The 23,853-nt window shown below is 40.4% G+C and carries 18 protein-coding genes; 16 read left to right on the forward strand and 2 right to left on the reverse strand.

What is annotated here, in order from left to right:
• Nucleotides 1-13 precede the first annotated feature (13 nt).
• The 7 genes from OM33_RS06885 (at nt 14) to pdxJ (ending at nt 6,308) form a co-directional block, all read left to right on the forward strand.
• Complete coding sequence (locus OM33_RS06885; RefSeq protein WP_038640299.1) at nt 14-463, forward strand: SoxR reducing system RseC family protein; 450 nt, start codon at nt 14-16, stop codon at nt 461-463.
• 69 nt (nt 464-532) lie between these two features.
• Nucleotides 533-2,323 carry a translation elongation factor 4 gene (gene lepA / locus OM33_RS06890; RefSeq protein ID WP_038640301.1) on the forward strand — a complete coding sequence of 597 codons (1,791 nt, stop codon included), beginning with the start codon at nt 533-535 and terminating at the stop codon, nt 2,321-2,323.
• A 12-nt stretch (nt 2,324-2,335) separates the two neighbouring features.
• Nucleotides 2,336-3,271, forward strand: coding sequence for a signal peptidase I (gene lepB / locus OM33_RS06895; RefSeq protein ID WP_038640303.1), 936 nt, complete (start codon nt 2,336-2,338; stop codon nt 3,269-3,271).
• A 17-nt stretch (nt 3,272-3,288) separates the two neighbouring features.
• On the forward strand, nt 3,289-3,966 hold the full coding sequence (rnc, locus tag OM33_RS06900) for a ribonuclease III (protein ID WP_038640305.1): 678 nt from the start codon (nt 3,289-3,291) through the stop codon (nt 3,964-3,966).
• Nucleotides 3,956-4,882: a GTPase Era gene (gene era / locus OM33_RS06905; RefSeq protein WP_038640307.1), complete on the forward strand. Its 927-nt coding sequence runs from the start codon at nt 3,956-3,958 to the stop codon at nt 4,880-4,882. The genes rnc and era overlap by 11 nt, the downstream gene beginning before the upstream one ends.
• A 10-nt stretch (nt 4,883-4,892) precedes the next feature.
• Nucleotides 4,893-5,573, forward strand: a complete 681-nt coding sequence (gene recO, locus OM33_RS06910) for a DNA repair protein RecO (protein ID WP_038640308.1) — start codon at nt 4,893-4,895, stop codon at nt 5,571-5,573.
• 3 nt (nt 5,574-5,576) lie between these two features.
• The gene (pdxJ, locus tag OM33_RS06915) at nt 5,577-6,308 is read left to right on the forward strand and encodes a pyridoxine 5'-phosphate synthase (RefSeq protein WP_038640310.1); all 732 of its coding nucleotides are present in this window, start codon (nt 5,577-5,579) and stop codon (nt 6,306-6,308) included.
• A gap of 153 nt (nt 6,309-6,461) precedes the next feature.
• On the opposite strand, the gene barA is transcribed toward pdxJ, so the two are convergent.
• Nucleotides 6,462-9,233, reverse strand: a complete 2,772-nt coding sequence (barA, locus tag OM33_RS06920; protein WP_038640313.1) for a two-component sensor histidine kinase BarA — start codon at nt 9,231-9,233, stop codon at nt 6,462-6,464.
• A 27-nt stretch (nt 9,234-9,260) separates the two neighbouring features.
• On the opposite strand from barA, the gene rlmD reads away from it, so the two are divergent.
• From rlmD to OM33_RS06950, 6 genes are all read left to right on the forward strand, one after another.
• A complete protein-coding gene (gene rlmD / locus OM33_RS06925; RefSeq protein ID WP_324607047.1) occupies nt 9,261-10,649 on the forward strand; it encodes a 23S rRNA (uracil(1939)-C(5))-methyltransferase RlmD in 1,389 nt (462 codons plus the stop codon).
• 5 nt (nt 10,650-10,654) lie between these two features.
• Nucleotides 10,655-12,841, forward strand: coding sequence for a GTP diphosphokinase (gene relA / locus OM33_RS06930; RefSeq protein ID WP_038640314.1), 2,187 nt, complete (start codon nt 10,655-10,657; stop codon nt 12,839-12,841).
• Nucleotides 12,841-13,632, forward strand: a complete 792-nt coding sequence (mazG, locus tag OM33_RS06935) for a nucleoside triphosphate pyrophosphohydrolase (protein ID WP_038640316.1) — start codon at nt 12,841-12,843, stop codon at nt 13,630-13,632. Before relA ends, mazG begins: the two co-directional genes overlap by 1 nt.
• Nucleotides 13,633-13,737: 105 nt before the next feature.
• The gene (locus OM33_RS06940; protein WP_038640318.1) at nt 13,738-15,372 is read left to right on the forward strand and encodes a CTP synthase; all 1,635 of its coding nucleotides are present in this window, start codon (nt 13,738-13,740) and stop codon (nt 15,370-15,372) included.
• A 105-nt stretch (nt 15,373-15,477) separates the two neighbouring features.
• Nucleotides 15,478-16,770: a phosphopyruvate hydratase gene (eno, locus tag OM33_RS06945; RefSeq protein ID WP_038640320.1), complete on the forward strand. Its 1,293-nt coding sequence runs from the start codon at nt 15,478-15,480 to the stop codon at nt 16,768-16,770.
• Nucleotides 16,771-16,909: 139 nt separating this feature from the next.
• A complete protein-coding gene (locus OM33_RS06950) occupies nt 16,910-18,949 on the forward strand; it encodes a hypothetical protein (protein WP_038640321.1) in 2,040 nt (679 codons plus the stop codon).
• A gap of 186 nt (nt 18,950-19,135) precedes the next feature.
• On the opposite strand, the gene mutH is transcribed toward OM33_RS06950, so the two are convergent.
• Complete coding sequence (gene mutH / locus OM33_RS06955; RefSeq protein WP_038640322.1) at nt 19,136-19,807, reverse strand: DNA mismatch repair endonuclease MutH; 672 nt, start codon at nt 19,805-19,807, stop codon at nt 19,136-19,138.
• A gap of 418 nt (nt 19,808-20,225) precedes the next feature.
• Here mutH and rppH point away from each other — a divergent pair, with 418 nt between their 5' ends.
• From rppH to OM33_RS06970, 3 genes are read left to right on the forward strand one after another with little or no spacing between them, the layout of a single operon-like run.
• Nucleotides 20,226-20,735: an RNA pyrophosphohydrolase gene (rppH, locus tag OM33_RS06960; RefSeq protein ID WP_038643126.1), complete on the forward strand. Its 510-nt coding sequence runs from the start codon at nt 20,226-20,228 to the stop codon at nt 20,733-20,735.
• 14 nt (nt 20,736-20,749) lie between these two features.
• Complete coding sequence (gene ptsP, locus OM33_RS06965) at nt 20,750-23,026, forward strand: phosphoenolpyruvate--protein phosphotransferase (RefSeq protein WP_038640323.1); 2,277 nt, start codon at nt 20,750-20,752, stop codon at nt 23,024-23,026.
• A 14-nt stretch (nt 23,027-23,040) separates the two neighbouring features.
• Entirely contained in the window at nt 23,041-23,844 is an 804-nt protein-coding gene (locus OM33_RS06970) for a sulfite exporter TauE/SafE family protein (RefSeq protein WP_038640324.1), read from the forward strand.
• The last annotated feature ends 9 nt before the right edge of the window (nt 23,845-23,853 follow it).

Raw genomic sequence — 23,853 nt, forward strand, 5'->3', positions numbered from 1 at the left:
AATATCACCTTATATGATTGAAAAAACGTTTACAGTGGCCAAAGTGGAGAACACTTTGGTCACTTTTGCATTACCCAAACCTCAGGCATGTAGCGGCTGTGATGGAAAGTGTGGGTCGCTAACTTTTGCAAAACTGTTTGCTAATAAGCGCTCAGAACTCACAATTGAAAGCAAAGAGCGGCTGGAAGTAGGTCAAAAAGTTGATCTAGCTTTGGATGACTCGCATGTCATTAAAATGTCGCTTTTGACCTATATGGTGCCATTGTTACTTGCTCTGATCTTTACAATTGTGTCTACAAACGTATTTGTATTGGCTGAACTATGGCAAGTTTTGTTTGCCATAATTGGCGGGTATGTTGGTTTTATATTGGCAAAAGAAAAGCAAAAAGGGTTAAAAAATCGTATTAAAATAAAAAAAATCCACCCAATCAGCTTACCAATCACGCAAATTAATGGTGATTAACCCAAATTAAGGGTAAAATCGGCGTTTTGATTTTGAACCCTAATTATTTAGAAGTATTGAATCCAACATATGAAGCACATTCGTAACTTTTCTATTATTGCCCACATTGATCACGGTAAATCAACGTTATCGGATCGTTTAATCCAAGTCTGTGGTGGTTTATCTGATCGCGAAATGCAACAGCAGGTATTGGATTCAATGGAGCTTGAGCGTGAACGTGGTATTACCATTAAGGCGCAAAGTGTAACGCTTAACTATACAGCTAACGATGGTGAAACTTACCAATTAAACTTTATCGACACACCAGGACACGTGGACTTTACCTATGAAGTATCGCGTTCTTTGGCTGCATGTGAAGGTGCACTATTAGTAGTTGATGCTGGTCAAGGTGTAGAAGCGCAAACAGTTGCAAACTGTTACACTGCGATTGAAATGGATTTAGAAGTTTTACCAATTCTAAACAAGATTGATTTACCACAAGCTGATCCTGACCGCGTTTCAGAAGAAATTGAAGATATCGTAGGTATTGATGCTACTGGTGCAACTCAATGTAGTGCAAAAACAGGTATCGGTATTGACGCGGTTTTAGAAGACATTGTTAAAAATATTCCACCACCAGAAGGTGAACCAGAAAAGCCTCTACAAGCACTAATTATCGATTCATGGTTTGACCCATACCAGGGTGTTGTATCACTTGTGCGCATCAAACACGGTGAACTGAAAAAAGGCGACAAAATCCAGATCATGTCAAATGGTCAGGTTCATATTGTTGATAAAGTGGGTATTTTTACACCAAAACAAACTGACACCGGTATTTTAAAAACAGGTGAAGTAGGTTTTGTTATTGCAGGTATCAAAGAGATCCATGGTGCACCTGTAGGTGATACCATTACCCTACAGCGCGAGCCGGCAGAAGGTCCACTACCAGGTTTTAAAAAGGTGAAACCGCAAGTTTATGCGGGTATGTACCCAATCTCTTCGGATGAATATGAGAACTTCCGTGATGCGCTTTCTAAACTAAGCCTGAACGATGCTTCATTATTCTATGAGCCAGAAAACTCAACAGCACTTGGTTTTGGTTTCCGTTGTGGCTTCTTGGGTATGCTTCACATGGAAATTATTCAAGAGCGTCTAGAACGTGAATACGACATGGATCTAATCACTACTGCACCAACGGTAGTGTATGAGATTGTTGAAAAGGGCGGTAATGTTATTCATATCGATAACCCGTCTGCATTACCACCGGTTGGTAATATTGACGAAATTCGTGAGCCAATTGTTGAAGCAAACATCCTTGTACCACAAGAATACCTTGGTAACGTAATTACCTTGTGTATTGAAAAACGCGGTGTACAAACGAAAATGGCTTACCACGGTAACCAAGTGGCAGTGACTTACGAATTACCTATGGGTGAAGTGGTGATGGACTTCTTTGATAAGTTGAAGTCAACCAGCCGTGGTTTTGCGTCACTTGATTACAACTTCAAGCATTTCCAACCAGCCGACATGGTGCGCGTTGATATTCTTATTAACGGTGATCGCGTTGATGCACTGGCAATCATTTGTCACCGCGATGCTTCTCAGTCTCGTGGTCGTCAATTAGCGGAAGCATTAAAAGAGCTGATTCCACGTCAGATGTTCGATATTGCGATTCAAGCAACTATCGGAGGTCACGTAATTGCACGTACAACTGTTAAACAGCTTCGTAAAAACGTAATCGCGAAGTGTTACGGTGGTGACGTATCACGTAAGAAAAAGCTATTACAAAAACAAAAAGAAGGTAAAAAGCGTATGAAACAACTCGGTAATGTTGAAGTACCTCAAGACGCCTTCCTAGCCATTTTGAAAGTGGGTAAGTAAGGAGTTAATTACATGGCGGGTTATTTTTCAATATTCCTAGTATTGTTGACCTTAGGTTCAGGCCTGATTTGGTTAATCGACCACTTAGTTTACGCGCCAAAGCGTAAAGAGCGTATTGCAATCGCGCAGGGCTCAAGCCAAGTGCCGTTAACCGAAGAAGTGATCGAACAAATTGCGCCGCAGCATTCTATTGCAGAAACAGCGCAATCGATTTTTCCTATGGTTGCCGCCATCACCATTTTCCGTTCGTTTTTGTATGAACCGTTTCAAATTCCATCAGGTTCAATGATGCCAACCTTGTTAAAAGGCGATTTTATTCTGGTGGAAAAATATTCTTATGGTGTAAAAGACCCTGTTTGGCGTTCGCAATTGATGGATGTAGGTACGCCTGAACGTGGTGACCCATTTGTATTTAAGTACCCAGAAGACGATAAAATCGATTTTATTAAACGCGTAATTGGTTTACCGGGTGATACCATTATTTACCGCAATAAAGAAGTTTATATCAAACCAAAGTGCGACGCTGGGCAAACTGATAGCCAAGGTTTAACTTGTGGCCAGTTTAATAAAATGGAACGCGAGTTAATAAATCAAGGTGAGTTTAGCTTAGCGGGTATTCCACAAATTCGCGCAACCGAGCAGCTTTCGGGTTTAACACACGATATTTTAATTAACCCGGCAATGCCTGAGTTATCTGGTCGTTACTACCAACAAGCGGGGACCGCGCAGGATGAATGGCGTGTACCTGAAGGTCATTATTTTGCAATGGGTGATAACCGTGATAACAGCCAAGATAGCCGTGTCTGGGGATTTGTGCCAAAAGAAAATTTAGTGGGTAAAGCTGTGTTTATTTGGATGAGCTTTACTTTTTCAGAAGACGAAGACAGTTTATTACCGTCTTGGGTGCCAACCGGTGTGCGTTTTGAGCGCCTTGGCAAAATTCAATAATTTTTTGAAAGTTAATAATGACTAAAGACGTAAACTTATTATTTAAGAAGATAGGTTACAGCTTTAACGACGTTCGCTTGCTAGAGCAAGCAATGACCCATAGAAGTTACCGAGGTGCTCATAATGAGCGCCTTGAGTTTTTAGGTGACTCGATTTTGAGCTTCGTTATAGCTGATGCTTTGTATCATCAATTTCCAAAAGCCCGTGAGGGTGACTTAAGCCGCATGCGTTCGACGCTTGTACGCGGTCAGACATTGGCGGAGTTTGGTGTGGAATTTGAACTAGGCGATTTTCTTCGTTTAGGTCCTGGTGAGTTGAAAAGCGGTGGTTATCGCCGTGAGTCGACGCTTGCTGATGCCGTGGAAGCAATTATAGGTGCTGTATTTTTAGATTCAGACATTGAAACATGTCGTGAATTAGTACTCAATTGGTATCAATCACGATTACAAGCGATTACTCCAGGTCACAACCAGAAAGATCCTAAAACTTTGCTACAAGAGTATTTGCAGGCCCGCAAAACACCTCTGCCTAGCTATAATGTAATAGATACCAAAGGCCAAGCACATAACCAAGTCTTTACTGTTGAGTGCTTAATTGAGAATAAACCTCAAGTAGTAGCTAAAGGAAGTTCGCGTCGTAAAGCAGAACAAAAGGCAGCTGAACTTGCATTGAAGATGATTAAAGATGACGCTTGATAAAGAAGCACTAGATACACCAATTGACACTCACTGTGGTATGGTGGCAATTGTAGGTCGCCCAAATGTGGGTAAATCAACCTTGTTAAACCGCTTGGTTGAGCAAAAAGTGAGTATTACCTCACGTAAGCCACAAACTACTCGACACCGTATTATGGGTATTCACACTGAAGGTAAATACCAAGCCGTGTATGTTGATACTCCAGGCCTTCACAGTGAAGAAAAACGTGCGATCAACCGTTTAATGAACCGTGCAGCATCAAGCTCAATTGGTGATGTAGAACTGATTATTTTTGTCGTTGAAGGTACACGTTGGACTGACGACGATGAAATGGTGTTGACTAAAGTAATGGGCAGCGGCGTGCCTGTGATTCTTGCAATCAACAAAGAGGATAATGTTAAGGAAAAAGAAGAGTTACTACCACATTTGCAGTGGCTGGCAACCAAAGGTAATTTCCTTGATATGATCCCTATTTCAGCGAAACACGGCAAACGTGTTGAGCAAATAAAACAGCATGTACACAATACTTTGCCACAATGTGAGTTTTACTTCCCTGAAGACTATGTAACCGATCGTTCAATGCGCTTTTTAGCGGCAGAAATTATTCGTGAAAAGCTAATGCGTTTTATGGGTGATGAACTTCCGTATTCTGTAACCGTTGAGATTGAACAGTTTAAATGGATGGACAATGGCGTTTGGCAAATTAACGGCCTAATCTTAGTTGAACGTCAAACGCAAAAGCGCATGGTTATTGGCAACAAAGGCGAAAAGCTTAAAGTGATCGGTCGTGAAGCCCGAAAAGATCTTGAAGATATGCTTGATAACAAAGTATTTTTAGAACTTTGGGTTAAAGTTAAGTCAGGTTGGGCTGATGATGAACGCGCGCTTCGCAGCTTAGGCTATGGTGAAGACTAAGGCCTAATCAATGCAACACTTTGTGCCAGCTTATTTACTGCATTCACGTCCTTTTAGCGACTCGCAGTTAATGTTGGACTTGTTGGTACAAGGTGTTGGTCATATCCGCTTGCTGGCTCGTGTGAAGGGCCGTAATAGCGTCAAACAAAAAGCTAATCTTCAACCATTTAGCCGACTTACCGTTCAATACGCTGGTAATGGCGATATCAAATACTTAAACCAATACGAGTTAGAAGGCCTTGTTTCACTCAAAAACAAAGCCTTGTATTGTGGATTTTATCTAAATGAATTAACCGCACGGTTAACGCCAGTCAATGAACCTCTTGATGAAATATATGAGTTATATCATCAACATTTAACACAGTTAGTTAATGATGAAGACTACGAACCCATCTTACGTTCATTTGAGTTTCAATTGTTGGAAGCGTTAGGGGTGGGGCTTGATTTTTCTTTTGATGCTCATGGCTCCGAATTAAAAGATGATACGTATTACCAGTATCAAAATGAACTTGGTTGGCTATCTTTGCGTGGCAGCAAACGTGGCTTAAGCGGCAAGCAAATTCAACAAATTGCACAGTTAGATTTTTCTGATAAGCTAACGCGCACATTAGCAAAGCAACTGGCACGCTACTTACTTAATCCGCTTTTAGGGTATAAAAAACTGAAAAGCAGAGAATTATTTGGATCTTAATTTATGAAAGATATTTTATTAGGGGTCAATGTTGACCATATCGCCACATTAAGACAAGCCCGTGGCACGCAGTTTCCTGATCCGGCTCACGCTGCAACGGTTGCAGAGCATGCAGGTGCTGATGGTATTACCATTCACTTACGTGAAGACCGCCGTCATATTCAAGACCGCGATGTTTATGTTATGGCAAAAACCATTCAAACACGTATGAATTTAGAAATGGCCGTTACTGATGAAATGATTGGCATTGCGTTAGAAGTAAACCCAGAATATGTGTGTTTAGTGCCAGAAAAACGTGAAGAGCTAACGACTGAAGGCGGCTTAGACGTGATTGGCAATGAAGCAAAAATAGCTGATGCTGTTGCAAAGTTAAGTGCGGCGGGTATTAAGGTCTCATTATTTGTTGATGCAATTGACGCGCAACTTGATGCCTGTGCACGCGTAAAAGCCCCGTTTGTTGAAATTCACACGGGTGCTTATGCAGACGCTGAAACTGATAAAGAGCGTGATGAAGAGTTAGCTCGTATTGCGGCGGGTTGTAAATACGCAGCGGGCCTAGGTTTAACAGTAAACGCAGGTCATGGATTGCATTATCACAATGTAAAACCAATCGCTGCTATTCCAGAAATTTACGAACTTAATATTGGCCATGCAATCATTGCCCGTGCAGCGATTGATGGTTTAGCAAAAGCCGTTTCAGACATGAAGCGCTTGATGCTCGAAGCAAGAATGTAAGTTATTTCAGTGAGGAGTTTTAGCTAAGCCTAGTGTAAAGCTAAAATTTCTTTGTCGCTGCTCTTAGAAGCAGCGACAGTACTGGAGTTATAAGAAAAGATTTAAGACAGACGTTCTCGCTTTTATCTTCGGCATTGGTTAAAGATAAAGACCTTATTCCACATTCTGTATTGCCCCTGCATCTTGCATTAGTCCCGATAAACAATCTTGTAGCTCAAATATTTCAGGCTCAATGTCTTTTACTGTTTGCGATTGCTTTAATGCGGTTTCAATAGTTTCTGCTAAAGCTTTAATCTTAGGAACACCTGTATAGCAGCAAGCGCCATGGAATTTATGAATAATACTGAGTAGCTCATTATTGTTATTTTCGGCAAATGCTTCACTAATTAACTTTTGTGTTTCAGGAATACTCAACAGCAGCATGCTGAGCATTTCATTGGCAAGATCTTCCTTACCCCCAGCACGTTGAAGGGCTAGTTGCCAGTCGATCATCATACTTTCAAATGGTGGTTCGCTACTGATTAGTTTCGCGGGTTGCACTTTGGGTTGGTAATCTTTTGAACCGAACTCGGCAATGGTCTTCATTAATATTTCTTCATCGATAGGCTTAGTTAAATAGCTGGTAAAACCGCTACTTAACAAAGATTCTTTTTCGCTGGACAGTGCATGAGCGGTCACCGCGATTATCGGCGTTTGCTCATTGAGAGATGACTCTAAAATCAATTTACATGCAGTGACACCATCCATAATCGGCATTTGAATATCGAGTAATATCACATCGTATTTACGACTTTTCGCAAGGCTTACTGCTTGAGCACCATTATGCGCAGTGTCAAAACTTTCGATCTTATCTTGTAAAAGGGCACACATTAAACGCAGATTCGCGTCATTGTCATCTACTACAAGGGCTTTAAGTGGTAGCTTTTCGTCGGTGTTCGTTGGTGTACTGATTGTGGGGTGATCTAACCGGTAAGGCGCAGCGAGAGTGTGGCATAATTTGCGATGATTCATTGGCTTCGACAAACACGCATCGGCACCTGCGTTAACCACGACTTCACGATAGCTATGAGAAATGGTATTAACCAGCACATATAGATAATCGCATTTTTCTCGACATCGTTTGATTAAATCGCGACATGCTTGTAAATCATTGGGGTCTATGTCAATCGCAAGTAAGCCAATATCAAAGTTAAACGGTTGGCTAAAAGCGTCTTCAAGTTCACCGAGTGAAGTACACGGGGTGACATTTAATTGCCAGCTTTCGAGCAACTCAACAGCTGCTTCAAAACTATGCTCGAAAGGTTCGAAAAATAGAATACGTTTTTGCTCAAGTGGCGCAAGTGGTAAGTCTACAGCATATTGGTGCTTCGGAATCTCAAGTTCTGCATTAAAGGTAAAGCAGCTGCCTTTTCCAATAGCCGAATTTAACGAAATCTTACCGCCCATAGCTTCCACTAAATGCTTAGTAATAATTAAACCAAGGCCTGTGCCTCCAAACTTACGGGTAATGCTTGAATCTGCCTGCCCAAAGGCTAAAAAGAGCGAGTCTTGCTTATTGGCATCAATACCAATACCTGTATCTTTGACAGAAATTAATAGGGTTTGTTTGTAATCACTAAGCATGCGACCTGTAACATCAATTGTCACACTGCCATTTTCGGTGAATTTTATGGCATTACTAATAAGGTTAATTAATATTTGTTTAAAGCGAGTCGGGTCACCAATTACATGATCTGAAATGTCCTTAGCAATATATAGTGAGAGTTCTATTTTCTTATCATGCGCATTGGGAGCTAGCAGAGTCAGGGCTTCATTGATGGTATCTCGCAACTGAAAATGAATGTGCTCAAGCTCCATCGCACCCGCTTCAAGTTTAGAGAAATCCAAAATATCACTGATAATGGTGAGTAAACTTTTAGCTGAAAATTCGATGGTATCTAGATAGTCTTTTTGATGTTTATTGAGCGGTGTTTTAGATAATTGGCGAGTAAACCCAATCACCCCGTTAAGCGGCGTTCTGAGCTCATGACTCATTTTCGCAAGGAAGTCTGATTTTACCTGGTTTGCTCGTTGCGCTTCGCGTTTGGCAAAGTTTAGTTTTATATTTTGTGTTTCGTATTGTTCCAGTGTTTCACGGTAGTCGCTAATGGCTTGATCAATATGTTTTTGCATCTCATCTTTTTGCGTCACCATATTTTCAGCTATATCATTTAGACCACGTCTTAAAATCTCAAATTCACCGGTCATGCGTTGCGGCAAATTGGTATCAAGTTCACCACTTTTTAGTTGATCGACGGCAAACACTAGTTTTTTAATTGGATCGCTTAATTTATTTGTGAAACGAAATGCAATGACTAACCCAATTGCAATAGCGAGGCTTATCATAATGATGCTAAACAACATTGCACTTTGTCTTGCAATGATTGCTCTGTCAGTACTTATTTCAAGATTAATGTAAGCTTTTATAGGCAAGTCTTGCGAAATTAATAAGCTTTCTTGAGAAAGGGTGCTTTTATCGAAAATCGGAAGTGAAAATAAAATGCTGTGTTTTAGTTGTTTAATATAAAGTTGTTTTGGCAAGGCATTGCCATTATCGAATTTTAAAAGCTCTATTTCGGGATAATAATTACTCGTTAGAATGAGTTGATGTTGTGCATTATATAAAACGATGGATTTGATCAGTGGGGCATGTTGATTGTGAGTATCACTGATAACGCGCTTTAGCTCGGCGACGTTGTTTTCATTGAGTGCATGTTCAACGGCATTTGCCAAAGGGGTTGCTATTGTTCGGCCTTGTTCAACGAGAAAATCGTTAAGTTCTTGATAGCGAGTTAAGGTAAAATAACTGCCAAGAATAATACCAACCGCTAAGGTGGGTACTAAGGTTAATAGTATTATCCAGTCTCTTAAGCCAAATCTACTCATCGGGTGCAATTGTTATAATGAATTATTATGACACTTGAGTTAAGGGTAAAGACTAAAGCGGTATTAGGCAAACAATTTATAGGGTTAATAATAGTGGCAAGGTTTTTTAAACCACAGAAAAAGCAACTTACTTCAGAGAAACAAACATTTACCATAAATTCGATGAATCATGAGGGGCTCGGAGTAACGCGTGTAAACAACAAAGTAGTATTTGTTGAAGGTGCGCTCAGTGGGGAAACAGTACAAGCAAAACAGCTTACAAATAAAAGTAAATTTGAAAAGTATCAAACGGTTAAAGTTATTGAGCAAAGTCCGTTTAGGGTCACACCTTTTTGCCAACACTATCAAGCATGTGGTGGTTGCCAATTACAACACTTAGATACACAGCAGCAAATAACTGAAAAACAAGCTGCAGTTGATAAATTGTTTGAAAAGTTTGCTAATGTATCAGACTTACCATGGCAATTACCATTAAGCAGCAAGCCTACTCACTATCGTCGCAGCGGCAGGGTTGCGGTCATCTATGACAAGAAAAAAGATACATTCTTAGTTGGTTATCGTCAAAAGCAATCAAAGAAAATCATTAATATTGAAAGCTGCGATGTGCTCGTTAGACCTTGGCAAGCGCTCTTTACCAAAATACGTAACTTACTACTTGACTTAAATGCAGGTAATACGATTTCGCATTTACAACTGTGCTCTGTCGAAAGTGGTGACTATCTAATTGTGCGTCACACTAAACCGCTAAAGAGCAAAGATGTTGCTCAATTGCAGCAAGTTTGTCATGCAAATAATTGGCAGTTGGTACTCAACAGTGAGAAAGGTGTATTTGATAGTCAAGAGACACCGTATTACTTACTTGATGATTATCAGCTAAAGCTCTTTTTTGGTTTTGATAACTTTATTCAAGTAAATGCTGACGTCAATAAAGCAATGATTAATCAAGCACTCAACTGGTTAAACTTAACACGAGAGGACAAAGTGTTAGACCTCTTTTGTGGCATTGGTAATTTTACCTTGCCACTTGCGACACAGTGTAAAGACGTTGTAGGTGTTGAAGGTGTTGCCTCTGCGATTGAACTGGCAAAACTAAATGCAAAAGAAAATCAATTGCCCAATGCCGAGTTTTATTGTCAGGATTTAACTGAAAATATTAAGTCGCAAGACTGGTTTAATCGTGAGTATTCGGTACTATTGCTAGACCCATCGCGTATGGGGGCGTTTGATATTCTAACTCAACTTAAATTAAAGCGTTTTTCTCGTATACTTTACGTTGCATGTGACCCTGTAACCATGGCACGTGACAGCAAGCTTTTAATTAATGCCGGTTTTAAGGTGAGTAAAATTTCATTAATGAATATGTTTCCTAATACGTCCCATATTGAAACGATGGCGTTGTTTGAAAAGGAGAATTAATAAACATGGTATCCATTAGGCAATCGCACTTACTTGCTAATCTAGAGAGCTTTCAAGCTTGGTTAGAGATGTTGGCCTTAAGCGACGATAAGCAACAGCAGCTTGAGCGAGCTTATGATTATTGCCTAGCATATTGCGAGCAAAAAAAATTAGACGATGAATTTGAAACCAGCTTGCCTGCTAGCAAAGAAATTGTCGAAATTCTCGCAGAGCTTAATATGGATGCCGAGACCTTGTTAACTGCTTTTTTAACGCCGCTTTATTTAAACGGTAAGCTCGATAAAGAACATTTAAGCAAACACTTTTCAAGATCGGTCGTTGAGCTGTTAAAAGGTGTTGAACAAATGGCGGCACTTGGTGCACTTAGCTTCCAAGGTAAAGGCAGCACGCAAATCGACAATATTCGTCGTATGCTATTGGCAATGGTGGAAGATGTGCGCGCGGTGGTGATTAAATTAGCACAGCAAGTGTGTTTACTACGCGAGCTAAAAAACGCTTCAGAAGAAGAGCGGGTAATTGCTGCCAAAGAAACAGACAACATTTTTGCACCACTGGCGAACCGCTTAGGTATTGGCCAATTAAAGTGGGAGCTAGAAGACCTTTCACTGCGTTACCTTCACCCCGCAAAGTACAAAGAGATTGCTAAATTACTCGATGATAAACGCATCGCTCGTGAAAGTTACATGAGTAATATGGTGGCATTGGTAAAAGCCAAGCTTGCTGAGTCAGGCATTGAAGCCGAAGTCTACGGTCGACCAAAACACATTTATAGCATCTATAAAAAGATGCAGAATAAAAATTACGAGTTTGATCAGTTATTTGATATTCGCGCTATGCGTGTAGTCGTTAGTGAATTGCAAGATTGCTATGCAGCACTTGGTATTGTGCATACTAACTGGCGTCATCTAAATAAAGAATTCGATGATTACATTGCCACGCCAAAAGCCAATGGCTACCAATCTATTCACACTGTAGTGTTTGGCCCAGAAGGCAAAACTGTTGAAATACAAATTCGAACCGAAGCAATGCACCAAGATGCTGAGCTTGGTGTTGCCGCACACTGGCTTTATAAAGAAGGTTCATTGCCGGGTAAGAACTCAGGTTACGAGCAAAAAATTAGTTGGCTAAGAAAGTTACTACAGTGGCAAGAAGAAGTTGTTGACGATGAAGAGTTTGCTGAAGAGCTTAAAAACCAAGTAGTTGAAGATCGTGTATACGTATTTACGCCGCGCGGTGATATTCTCGACTTACCAAAAGGCGCGACACCACTTGATTTTGCTTATTACATTCACTCAAATGTTGGACACCGCTGTATTGGAGCAAAAGTGTTCGGCAAAATTGTGCCGTTTACCCATGAGCTTCACACTGGCGACCAAGTTGAAATTCTTACGCAGAAAGAACCTAACCCAAGTCGAGACTGGCTAAACCCATCATTGGGCTATGTCAAATCCTCACGCGCGCGCTCTAAAATTCATCATTGGTTTAAACAACAAGACCGCGATAAAAACCTTGCCGCTGGTAAAGAAATTCTGGATGCGGAACTTGCTAAGCTGAACTTGCAAACCAAAGATTTAAAACCAGCATTAACGCGTTTTAACTTGAACTCAATAGAAGATTTACAAGTTGCGGTTGGTGCAGCGGATGTGCGCATAAACCAGCTAATTAACTTTTTACAAAATAAACATCTGCCGCAAGATGACGAGTTACCTAAATTCCGTAAATCAGCAAAACCGCGCAAAGGTGATAAGAACGGTATTGTTGTTGATGGTGTAGGCAGTTTATTAAGCCATGTTGCCAAGTGTTGTGAACCGGTGCCAGGCGATAGCGTACAAGGGTTTATAACTCAAGGGCGTGGCATTGCGGTGCACCGAAGTGACTGTGAGCAGTTAGAACATTTACGAAGCCAATTTCCAGAGCGTTTTATTGATGTGAGCTGGGCCGATGAAGTGTGTGAACACTACGCAGTAACGATTCGCATTGAAGCAAACGATCGCCAAGGGTTGATGCGTGATATCTCGTCAGTGCTTGCTAATGAGAAAACCAATGTGCTGAATATGAATCTGCAAACTAATAATGCCCGTCAAACAGCAATTTTTGAAATGAAGATCGAAATCAACAATATCGAGCAGATGAATAAATTGTTAGTTAAGCTATCGCAAGTCGACGGCGTATTTTCAGCGGTAAGAACCTAATGAGCCAAAGCCACAATATTGAAATTCTGCTTAATATAATGAGCAAATTACGTGATCCCGACGGTGGTTGCCCTTGGGACTTGCAGCAAGATTTTGCCTCAATTGTGCCGCACACCCTTGAAGAGGCTTATGAAGTAGCCGATTGTATCGAACGAGCGGACTTGCTTGAGCTTAAAGATGAGTTGGGTGATTTACTGTTCCAAATTATCTTTTATGCGCAACTTGGGAAAGAACAGCAGCTATTTAACTTTGACGATATTGTTGCGGCTATTTGCGATAAATTAGTGCGCCGTCACCCGCATGTATTTGCCAATTCAGAAGTGTTTTCTGAAGAACAGCTAAAAGCGAATTGGGAAGAGCAAAAGGCTACAGAGCGTAAACAAAAATCAAAAACGAATACTCTTGATGATATTCCTCATGGCTTACCAGCACTGACGCGTGCGCAGAAAATTCAAAAACGTGTTGCCAGTGTTGGCTTTGATTGGCCATCAGTTAAAGGGGCGCTTGATAAAGTCGAAGAAGAGTTTCAAGAAGTTCGTGAAGAGCTAGAATCAAACGGACCAGATGAAAAATTGGCTGAAGAGCTAGGCGATTTACTGTTTGCTTTAGTCAATGTAATTCGCCATTCAGGGTTTAACGCTGAGCAGGTGTTGCGTAACGCTAATAATAAGTTTGTAAGGCGTTTTAATTCCGTTGAATTAACCATTACCAAGTCAAAACCAATGAAAGAAGCAAGCCTTGAAGAAATGGAAGCGGTTTGGCAGCGTGTTAAAAAGCTTGAGAAAGCGTAAATTTCATTTGAGCAAAATGGCAACTTTTAGTATAATGTTTTCCCGTCTTGTTGATTGCCTTTAACGGCAATATTGTCTATTAATTCCTGACATCTTAGGGTTCACATGAATACAAAATTTATCTTCGTTACAGGCGGGGTCGTTTCCTCCTTGGGTAAAGGTATTGCTGCAGCATCACTGGCTGCAATTTTAGAAGCGCGCGGTTTAAACGTAACGATTCTAAAGCTTGATCCTTACATTAATGTTGATCCTGGCACTATGAGCCCTATCCAGCACGGTGAAGTATTTGTTACCGAAGACGGTGCTGAGACTGACCTAGATTTAGGTCACTACGAGCGTTTTATTCGCACCAAAATGACTAAACGTAATAACTTTACGCAAGGTCGTGTTTTTGAAGACGTATTACGTCGTGAGCGTCGTGGTGAGTTCCTTGGCGCGACGATCCAAGTTATTCCTCATATTACTAACGATATCAAGCGCCGCGTACTGGATGGTGCAGAAGGTTATGATGTTGCTATCGTTGAAGTTGGCGGCACGGTAGGTGATATTGAATCACAGCCTTTCCTTGAAGCATTACGTCAACTTGGTACTGAGCTTGGCCGTGAAGCTGCACTTTACATGCACCTTACATTAGTGCCGTTCTTAGGTGCTGCGGGTGAAGTAAAAACAAAACCAACACAACACTCTGTAAAAGAGTTACGTTCAATTGGTATTCAGCCTGACATTCTTATTTGTCGTTCAGATCGCCAAATTCCTGCAAATGAACGAGCAAAGATTGCGTTATTTACAAACGTAGAAGAAAAAGCCGTAATCTCATTAAAAGATGTAGACAGTATTTATAAAATCCCTGCGCTTCTTAAATCGCAAGGTTTAGACGAACTAGTTTGTCGTCGCTTTTACATTGAGCCGCCAGAAGCGGATCTTTCTGAGTGGGAACAAGTACTTTATCAAGAGTCAAACCCAACAGGTGAAGTGACAATTGGTATGGTCGGTAAGTATATCGAACTACCAGATGCCTATAAATCAGTAAACGAAGCATTAAAGCACGCAGGCCTTAAAAACCGTGTAACGGTAAATATCAAGTATGTTGATTCACAGGATGTTGAAACAAAAGGTGTTGAGATACTGGCAGACCTTGACGGTATTTTAGTACCAGGTGGTTTCGGTGGTCGTGGTGTTGAAGGTAAAATTTTAACGGCACAATACGCTCGTGAAAACAAAGTACCATACTTAGGTATTTGTTTAGGTATGCAGGTTGCTTTAATTGAGTTTGCACGAAATGTTGCAGGTCTTGAAGGTGCTAACTCATCAGAGTTTGACGCTGACGCTGAGCACAAAGTAATTGGTTTAATTACTGAGTGGTTAGACAAAGAAGGTAACGTTGAGCAGCGCTCTGAAGAGTCTGATCTTGGCGGTACAATGCGTTTAGGTTCGCAAAAGTGTCACTTAGTTGAAGGTACGAAAGCGCGTGAAGTATATGGCGCAGCAGAAATTTTCGAACGTCACCGCCACAGATATGAAGTGAACAATCACTATGTTGAGCAACTTGAGAAAGCAGGCTTGGTGTTCTCTGGCTTATCAGAAGATAAAAAGCTAGTTGAAATGATTGAGCATCCAAACCACCCGTGGTTTGTAGCGGCTCAGTTCCACCCTGAGTTTACCTCAGGACCTCGTGATGGCCACCGTTTATTCGAAGGCTTCGTGGGTGCAGCATACGCGCAACAAAAAGACGAAAATTAATTATTAAGCCGTGACTTGTGTCGCGGCTTTTTTATTTTAACTGCCTGTGATTTTGAACCCTTCACAGGCTTAGCACAACAACCTTTATGGGAAAGAGGATATAAGATGTCTGAAATCGTAAAAGTCATTGGTCGTGAAGTAATGGATTCACGTGGTAACCCAACTGTTGAAGCTGAAGTACATTTAGCAAACGGCATTTGGGGTCGTGCATGTGCACCATCTGGCGCATCAACGGGTACCCGCGAAGCATTAGAACTTCGTGATGGTGACAAGAGCCGTTACTTAGGTAAAGGTGTTTTAAATGCGGTGAATTTCATCAATGGTCCAATCGCTGACGCTTTAATCGGCAAAAACTCTCACCAGCAAAAAGACATTGATGGCATCATGATTGATCTTGATGGCACAGAAAACAAAGAAAAACTGGGCGCGAACGCGATTCTAGCTGTTTCATTAGCAAACGCTAAAGCAGCAGCACAAGACAAAGGCCAAGAGTTATTCGAGCACATTGCAGAATTAAACGGTACGCCGGGTAAATTCTCAATGCCAGTACCTATGATGAACATCATCAACGGTGGTGAGCACGCGGATAACAACGTAGACATTCAAGAGTTTATGGTTCAGCCAGTAGGCGCACCTAACTTTAAAGAAGCACTTCGCATGGGTGCAGAAATCTTCCACAGCCTGAAGAAAGTACTTAGTGCACGTGGCCTAAACACGGCTGTTGGTGATGAAGGTGGTTTTGCACCTAACTTATCATCTAACGAAGAAGCGCTTGCTGTAATCGTTGAAGCGGTTGAAGCTGCTGGCTACAAGATGAATGAAGATGTAACACTTGCACTAGATTGTGCTTCATCTGAATTCTACACAGATGGTAAGTATGACCTGAAAGGTGAAGGTAAAGTATTCGATTCAGAAGGTTTTGCTGACTTCCTAGCGGATCTTTCTGCACGTTACCCAATTGTGTCAATTGAAGACGGCTTAGACGAAAGCGACTGGGCAGGTTGGAAAGTACTAACCGATAAGATCGGCGACAAAGTACAGCTAGTTGGTGACGATTTATTCGTAACCAATACTAAGATCTTAAAGCGTGGTATTGATGAAAAGATTGGTAACTCAATCTTAATCAAGTTCAACCAAATTGGCTCACTTACAGAAACACTTGAAGCAATTCAAATGGCGCATGACGCTGGCTTTACAGCGGTTATCTCGCACCGTTCAGGTGAAACTGAAGATGCAACAATTGCTGATTTAGCGGTAGGTACTGCGGCAGGTCAAATTAAGACTGGTTCACTGTGTCGTTCTGACCGTGTTGCTAAGTACAACCAACTTCTTCGCATCGAAGAGAAGCTAGCTGAAAAAGCGATTTACAATGGCCGTAGCGAAATTAAAGGTCAGTAATTGACACTTAATTTGTAGCTGAAAAAACCGCTGTTTTGCAGCGGTTTTTTGTTTTTCTGAACAAAGTAAACTGAAAATAATTGAAATAATAATTTAATATCAATAGCATAGTGTATTTTTAACATAAGGAGATGGAATTGTGGTTAAATCCTATATTGTCTTATTTTTATCGGTGTTTTTGATATCTTGTTCGACTGACAAAGATAAAAATCAAGCACCCGAAATTTTAGCTATTGATAATATTACACTTGTAGAAGGTGAGAGCAAACAGATCAGTGTTGATGCTAAGGATGCGGAAGGGGATATTCTAAGTTTTGACTGGCAAGTTCCTAATGGATTACTTATATCTGGGAGTGGGAAATCTGTAGAGTTGTTAGCTGAAGACGTCTTAGAAAATACAAACTATATTGTAAAACTAACAGTTTCAGATGGTAAGAGCTCAGTTGATACACAATTTGAAGTTTTTGTAACGGAGCGACCTTTTTCTTTTGTAGTACAATATAACGAAAAAATTAAAGCCGGTGAACCTTTGGAAATCACTCTCGTAGAACAAGGTGAAGAAATAATTTCTAGTTCGATCGCATTTGATACTTATTTAGAACCAATTATAAATCAAATCACCCCTACTTTTTATGAAGTACTCTTCCCTAAGGTCTATGAACAAGAGTTACTTAATTTTACGTTAGTTGCAAATAACGATAAAGGAGAAGAATTTTCAGTTGAGCAAAATATTGATGTTGATATTAACCTCCGTCCAAAGCCTGTTGTATACCCTCATGAAATCACACCAATAAAAGTTGATGATTCATACGAGTTTTACATTGATTGGCCGTTTACAGACGAAGATGAAATTGCTTCTTATGAGTTGCATACAGATGATGAGTCAGCCACAATTACTCAAATTGCTGGTAGCCAATTTAAAGTTAATATTGATTCATTAGAAACATTCGAGTTAGTAATGATAGCTACGGATAGATTTGGTCAATCTAATTCTTTATCAAAAGTGTTTAATTATAGCAATACATTAGTTGAGCAAATAGTGTTGAACCCTTGGCCTGAGTATTATTATTTACATGAGCAGGGAACTGTTTACCTTAAACTAGTAAATGCTCCAGATAATATAGGAATTGTAGAAACAAAATGGGAGCAAATATCTGGTGTTCCGTTTACTATTATTGAGAGTAAGAGTGAAGAGCTAACGATTATTCCGACGCAATATTCTGACGAGCCCGTAGTCGTTAAGGCGACGGTTACCCTATCAAACGGCAATAAACAGATAATTGAACAAGAACTAGATATTATTAAAGATACAGCGTTTTCTGTAGTTGTATTACCTTCTGATACTGTAGATGAAATACTAACTGACTTGGCGAAATCTACTATCTTTGATATTAATAATGATGGTATTGGTGATCAGATTGATATTGAAAACGGCCTCATACAGGTTGCATTGTCCCGAGAGGATGGCAGCATTGGTGAACTTAAAAATGCGGGAAAAATAAGTTACCATCAAGATTATACACGACAAAACAGAAAGTTTTTAGGAAGTTTATCTGAGCGTAGAGCGTTAGCTAGTTATACTCTCAAAGATGTAACAGATGTTGACGGTGATGGTATTGTAGATCTTGTATTGGATGACTCTTATCACACTAGTGAATATAGTTATGATGGTGTGACTTATTGGGTTAAGGGGCGAGCAGAGGGGAATGGTATTATACCTACATCCTTCTACGGAGATTATTTACTGCTGGATAGTTGGACTTATAGCCTAGAACATTTAATAGACATCAATGGTGACTCTATTAAGGATGCTATTTATTCAGGTTTGGTGGGTGGTCGCAATTATAACTCTACTCTGCCTGACAACACTCTTGAGGCCAATTACTTTAATAGGGCTGGCTTTTTCCCAGGTATGGGGGCGCGAACAAGTATAGTTGCTAAACTTTCTAATCGTAAGTCTACCGAATATTTATACTCTCCATTTTCAAATGACGACAAAGAGCATATATATATTTATGGGCAAAACGACACAACAAATAACTTTGAACTTTTAACTAGGTTAAAAGTAAAAGATGTTCTACCGTATGGGTTTCAGCTTACTAGTTATGATGTGGATAACGATGGGGAGTTAGAGCTAGTTTTTTACCGTGGCAATTATGTTCGAATGCTGAAGTTTTAGGACTAAGCTCGTAATGAGAAGTTAAACGTATATAAGCTGCATATATTGAAAGTCACTTCTCATTTATTTTAGGTTTACGGATAAGAAACCCTGTATCTGCAGGGTTTTATTGCATTTGATATTACTTTTTTGCACGAGATGTTTGGGAAAGGTGCAGTTAAGCATATTTTAAAACTCCTGTTACAGTTAACTAAACTGCTTGGCTAAAATTTGCCGTGTGAATTCTGTTTTAAGGTAGTAACCGCGTGGCAATGTCATAATTTCACAGCCATTTGGACCAATAGCTTGGGTAAGTGCTTTACTGTTTGCCGCTTTGGGGCGAAGCTGTAGAACTTGGCCAAAATGCCCATTCAATTGCTCAATATTACCAAGCGCAATCATTTCAGTGAGCTCCTCCCAATCTTTTTTTAATAATGCTTCCTCTTGTTGACTTGGCTGCCATAAAAAGCCACTTCCAATAATGCGATCAGTCGGTGCAAGATCGCGTTCTGATAGAATGGGTAACCATAAAACGTGAGAAAGCTTCTTTTTCACGACAGAGTTTTGCCAGGTCACACCATGAAGATTTGTTAAGGGGGTAATCGACACATAGGTTGTTTCTAAGGGTTTTCCGGTATAAGAAATAGGCAGTGTTTTAAGCTCAACACCTAGATGTGGAAAATCAGGTTCAGGTTTTGATGCCGCAGTTGCGCCTAGTACATACTCAATCAGTTGACCAATCCAACCTTTCTCTCTCAGTAGGTTGTCAGGTGTTTTAAATGCATATTGTGTTGCAATTTCGCCAAGTGTTAATCCTGCAATAGCATTAACTCGCATCATTAACTCTGGAATATCTCTCGGGGCGTTTGGCTTGTTCATAAAAATGCATTGTGAAGTAAAAGTTAAGTTTATCAAATATAGTCTGTTTGAATAACCTTAAAATTGAATGGCTTGTACAGAAAATGCACTGCTTTTTAATGGGAGTGTTTTTCAAGTGTTTTATTGTTTTAAGTTGCTGAAATATATTGGGTTTTTGTTTTTGTTATCTATGGAGGTAAAAGTATTATGATGTATTTATGCACTAAATACACAAATATGAACAGTGTTATCCACAGAAACTGTGGAGAACTACGTTAAATTATAGCTCTATTGTGGATTTGTTTGAGAAATGTGCGAATATTTATGATTTTATTCACAACTTGTGGGTAAGCTGAGTATATGCTGGTTTTTCATTTGCTGTTAACTAAGGATTATGGAACAATCGAGCTATATTAAGAATTAAAAGAGGCACATGCGGGTGATAGATGCCGAAGGGTTCCGTGCCAACGTTGGAATAGTTATTTGTAACAACCAAGGACAGGTTTTTTGGGCAAGACGCTATGGTCAGCATTCTTGGCAATTTCCACAAGGTGGTGTTGATCAAGGTGAAACGGCCGAACAAACCATGTACCGTGAATTAAATGAAGAAGTCGGTTTGAAGCCTGAAGATGTTGAAATTATAGCAAGCTCCAAACATTGGTTACGTTATAAGCTGCCGAAACGTTTAATTCGTCGAGATTCTAGTCCGGTTTGCATCGGTCAGAAACAGAAGTGGTTTTTACTCAAACTGCGTTGTCCAGATGAGGATGTGGATTTATCAAAAACAAATCATCCTGAGTTTGATGATTGGCGATGGGTAAGTTATTGGTACCCTGTACGGCAAGTTGTTTCATTTAAACGGGATGTATACCGCCGAGTGATGAAAGAATTTGCTCCTCACGCAATGCCATTTCACAAAAAAGATTCACAATGGCGGCATAGGCGCTAATTAATGAGGTCATTGTGCTTACAGCATTGAGAGAAATTGCACAGAAAGTGTCGCAACAAACTAGTTTAAAAGCGGCATTAGAGTGTTTTGTTTTAAGTGTTAAAAGCACAATGAAAACAGATTGTTGCTCCGTTTATTTCGCTGATTATGCACAAGATTCGTTTGTTTTAATGGCTACTGAAGGGTTAAACCCTGATGCGGTTGGTAATTTCAGAATTGGATTTACCGAGGGCCTTGTCGGTCTTGTTGCACAACGTGAAGAAGCCATTAACCTAGCGTTTGCCAAATCTCACCCTCGCTTTAAACTTGCTCCAGAAGTTGATGAAGAAATTTTTAATGCATTTTTAGCAGTGCCAATTGTTCATCAAGGTAAAATATTAGGCGTTATTGTTGTTCAGCAAATAGCGGCACGTGTGTTTAACCAAGATGAAGAATCGTTTTTAGTTACTTTGTCAGCACAACTTGCGGCTCAGCTAGCCAATGCAGAAATTCAGCATCTGCTAGAGTTTGATCAATCAGAACAAAAAACAACCTGCTTAAAGGGCTTAAGCTCAGCGCCGGGTATTGCCCTTGGCAAAGCTTATGTCGTCGCGCCCAGTATAGACTTTAGCCAGTTAGAATTAATGAAATCCGATGCCCCTGCAGAGCAAATCAGGCTATTTCACCATGCAGTGATTACCACTCGCAAGGAGTTTCGGCGTATGGCCGCACAGCTTGATTCAGATCTCGGGCAAGAAACCTTGGCTGTTTTTACTGTCTATGAGCAGTTACTTGAAGCAAAAAGCCTTGGAGATCAAGTGGAGGATAAGATCAACCAAGGTTGGTGTGCGAAAAGCGCTTTAAAACTCGTAATTGAAGGCCTTGTTGCGCAATTTATGTCAATGCAAGATACCTACATACGCGAACGGGCCATTGATATTCAAGATATTGGCTTACGTGTATTACACCATTTACTAAACAGTGAAATAAAAAAGCACAGCTTTGATTCTCCAATTATTTTAGTCGCAGACATGATTACACCAACCATGCTTGCAGATATACCCAGAGAGATGCTGGCAGGTGTTGTGAGTATTAGTGGCGCGGCAAATTCCCATGCATCAATTCTCACCCGTGCTATGGGACTTCCTGCTATTTGGGGCCTTTCTGGCTTACCTATTTCACATGTCGCAGACAAAGAATTGATTCTAGATGCGTATGCCGGACGAATTTATATTTCGCCAAGTAAGGCATTGATTAATGAATACTCGAGATTGCAGCGTGAAGACGCCCGTTTACACGATACTTTTGATGCAGAGTATAATCTTGAAGCAGCTACATTAGACGGTGAGGAGATTAAGTTATACGCCAACACCGGCCTTGAAGTGTCAAATGACTTAATCAATGCGAAATACCTTGATGGTATCGGTTTATACCGCACAGAAGCATGGTTTATGCAACAAGACTCTTTCCCTAGTCAGGCAGAGCAAGAAGTGTGGTACCGAGACATATTAACGGCCTATCATCCAGCACCTGTTACCATGAGAACACTGGATATTGGCGGCGATAAATCTCTCAGTTACTTTAATTTTACTGAAGAAAATCCATTTCTCGGTTGGCGTGGGATCCGTATTAGTTTAGATCACCCAGAACTCTTTTTAGAGCAAGTCAAAGCAATGCTAAAAGCGAATATGGGCTTAGGTAATCTAAAAATCATGTTGCCAATGGTGGCCGATGTGAATGAGGTTGAGTCGGCAAAACGGCTTATTCAACAAGCATTTTTTGAATTACAAGAAGAATGGGTGCCAGCACACGGTACGCTCGATATGCCAGAAATAGGAATAATGCTTGAGGTGCCTTCTAGTGTGTATTTACTGCCTGAGTGGGCTAATAGTGTTGATTTTTGTTCGGTAGGTAGCAACGACTTAACACAATACATGCTTGCCGTTGATAGAACAAACTCCCGTGTTGCTAATTTATTTGACAGTTATCATCCCGCAATTTTACGTGTGTTGAATGATATCGCCATTCAGTGTCTTGATTATGAACTGCCTTTTAGTTTGTGTGGCGAATTAGCAGCGGACCCTGAAGGAGCATTATTATTAGTAGCAATGGGCTATCGTAATTTAAGTATGAGCCCAAGTGCAATTAATAAAGTAAAATATGTCTTAAGGCGTTTACATGTAAGTGATATGGAAGCCTTACTAAAAACCTGTTTAGCGGCTAGAAATGCCAAACAAGTACACAGGCTATTACGGGAATTCATTATTCACCACAAGTTAAGCCAAATTTTGTATACTAGCTCAGTCCACTAACACTTAGGTTATTCATGTCTGATATTTCGATTGTTTTTTTTAGCTGTTTAGCACTCGGTTGTCTAGTTGGCTTTTTAGCTGGATTACTCGGCATTGGAGGCGGGTTAATAATTGTACCAGTGCTCAGTTACTTATTATTAGCACTTGATTTAGTGCCAAATGAACAAGCTATGCTAGTGGCAATTGCAACCTCCTTAGCGTCCATTATCTTTACTTCTTCTAGCTCTGCTTTTGCCCATCATCGCAATCAAAATATTCCTTGGCATATTGCGCCTTGGGTTTTAGTAGGCGTTTCTGTTGGCGCACTTTTAAGTGGTGTCATTGCGACCGGTATTAGCAATGATACCTTACAGTTAATTTTTGCGAGCTGTGTCATCTTTATTGCAATTCGCATGATTTTGCCTCACCAACCAAAAGAACAATCAGCATTGCCCCATGGCAGTATTTTGACACTGGGCACCAGTGTAATTGGCGCCATTTCTGGTATGGTTGGGATCGGTGGCGGCGCATTATTGGTGCCGTTTTTAACTTATTTTAAATTAGACATGCGCAAAGCAATTGGCTGCGCCGCGTTGAGTGGTATTTTAATCGCAACGTTTGGGGTGGTAGGTTACATTAGTTTGGGCTTACAATACCACGATATTAATGAAGGGTTTATTGGCTATGTTTATTTGCCTGCATTGATTGGCATAGTGCTAACGTCAGCGCTTTTTGCTCAGTTAGGCGCAAAAGCTGTGCAATATTTACCTGTTAAAATAATAAAACGAATTTTTGCGGCACTATTAGTAATTGTTGCAATTAGAATGTTAAGTAGTTAAAAGGAAAGG

This window comes from Pseudoalteromonas piratica (genome assembly GCF_000788395.1).
GTDB classification, from domain to species: domain Bacteria; phylum Pseudomonadota; class Gammaproteobacteria; order Enterobacterales; family Alteromonadaceae; genus Pseudoalteromonas; species Pseudoalteromonas piratica.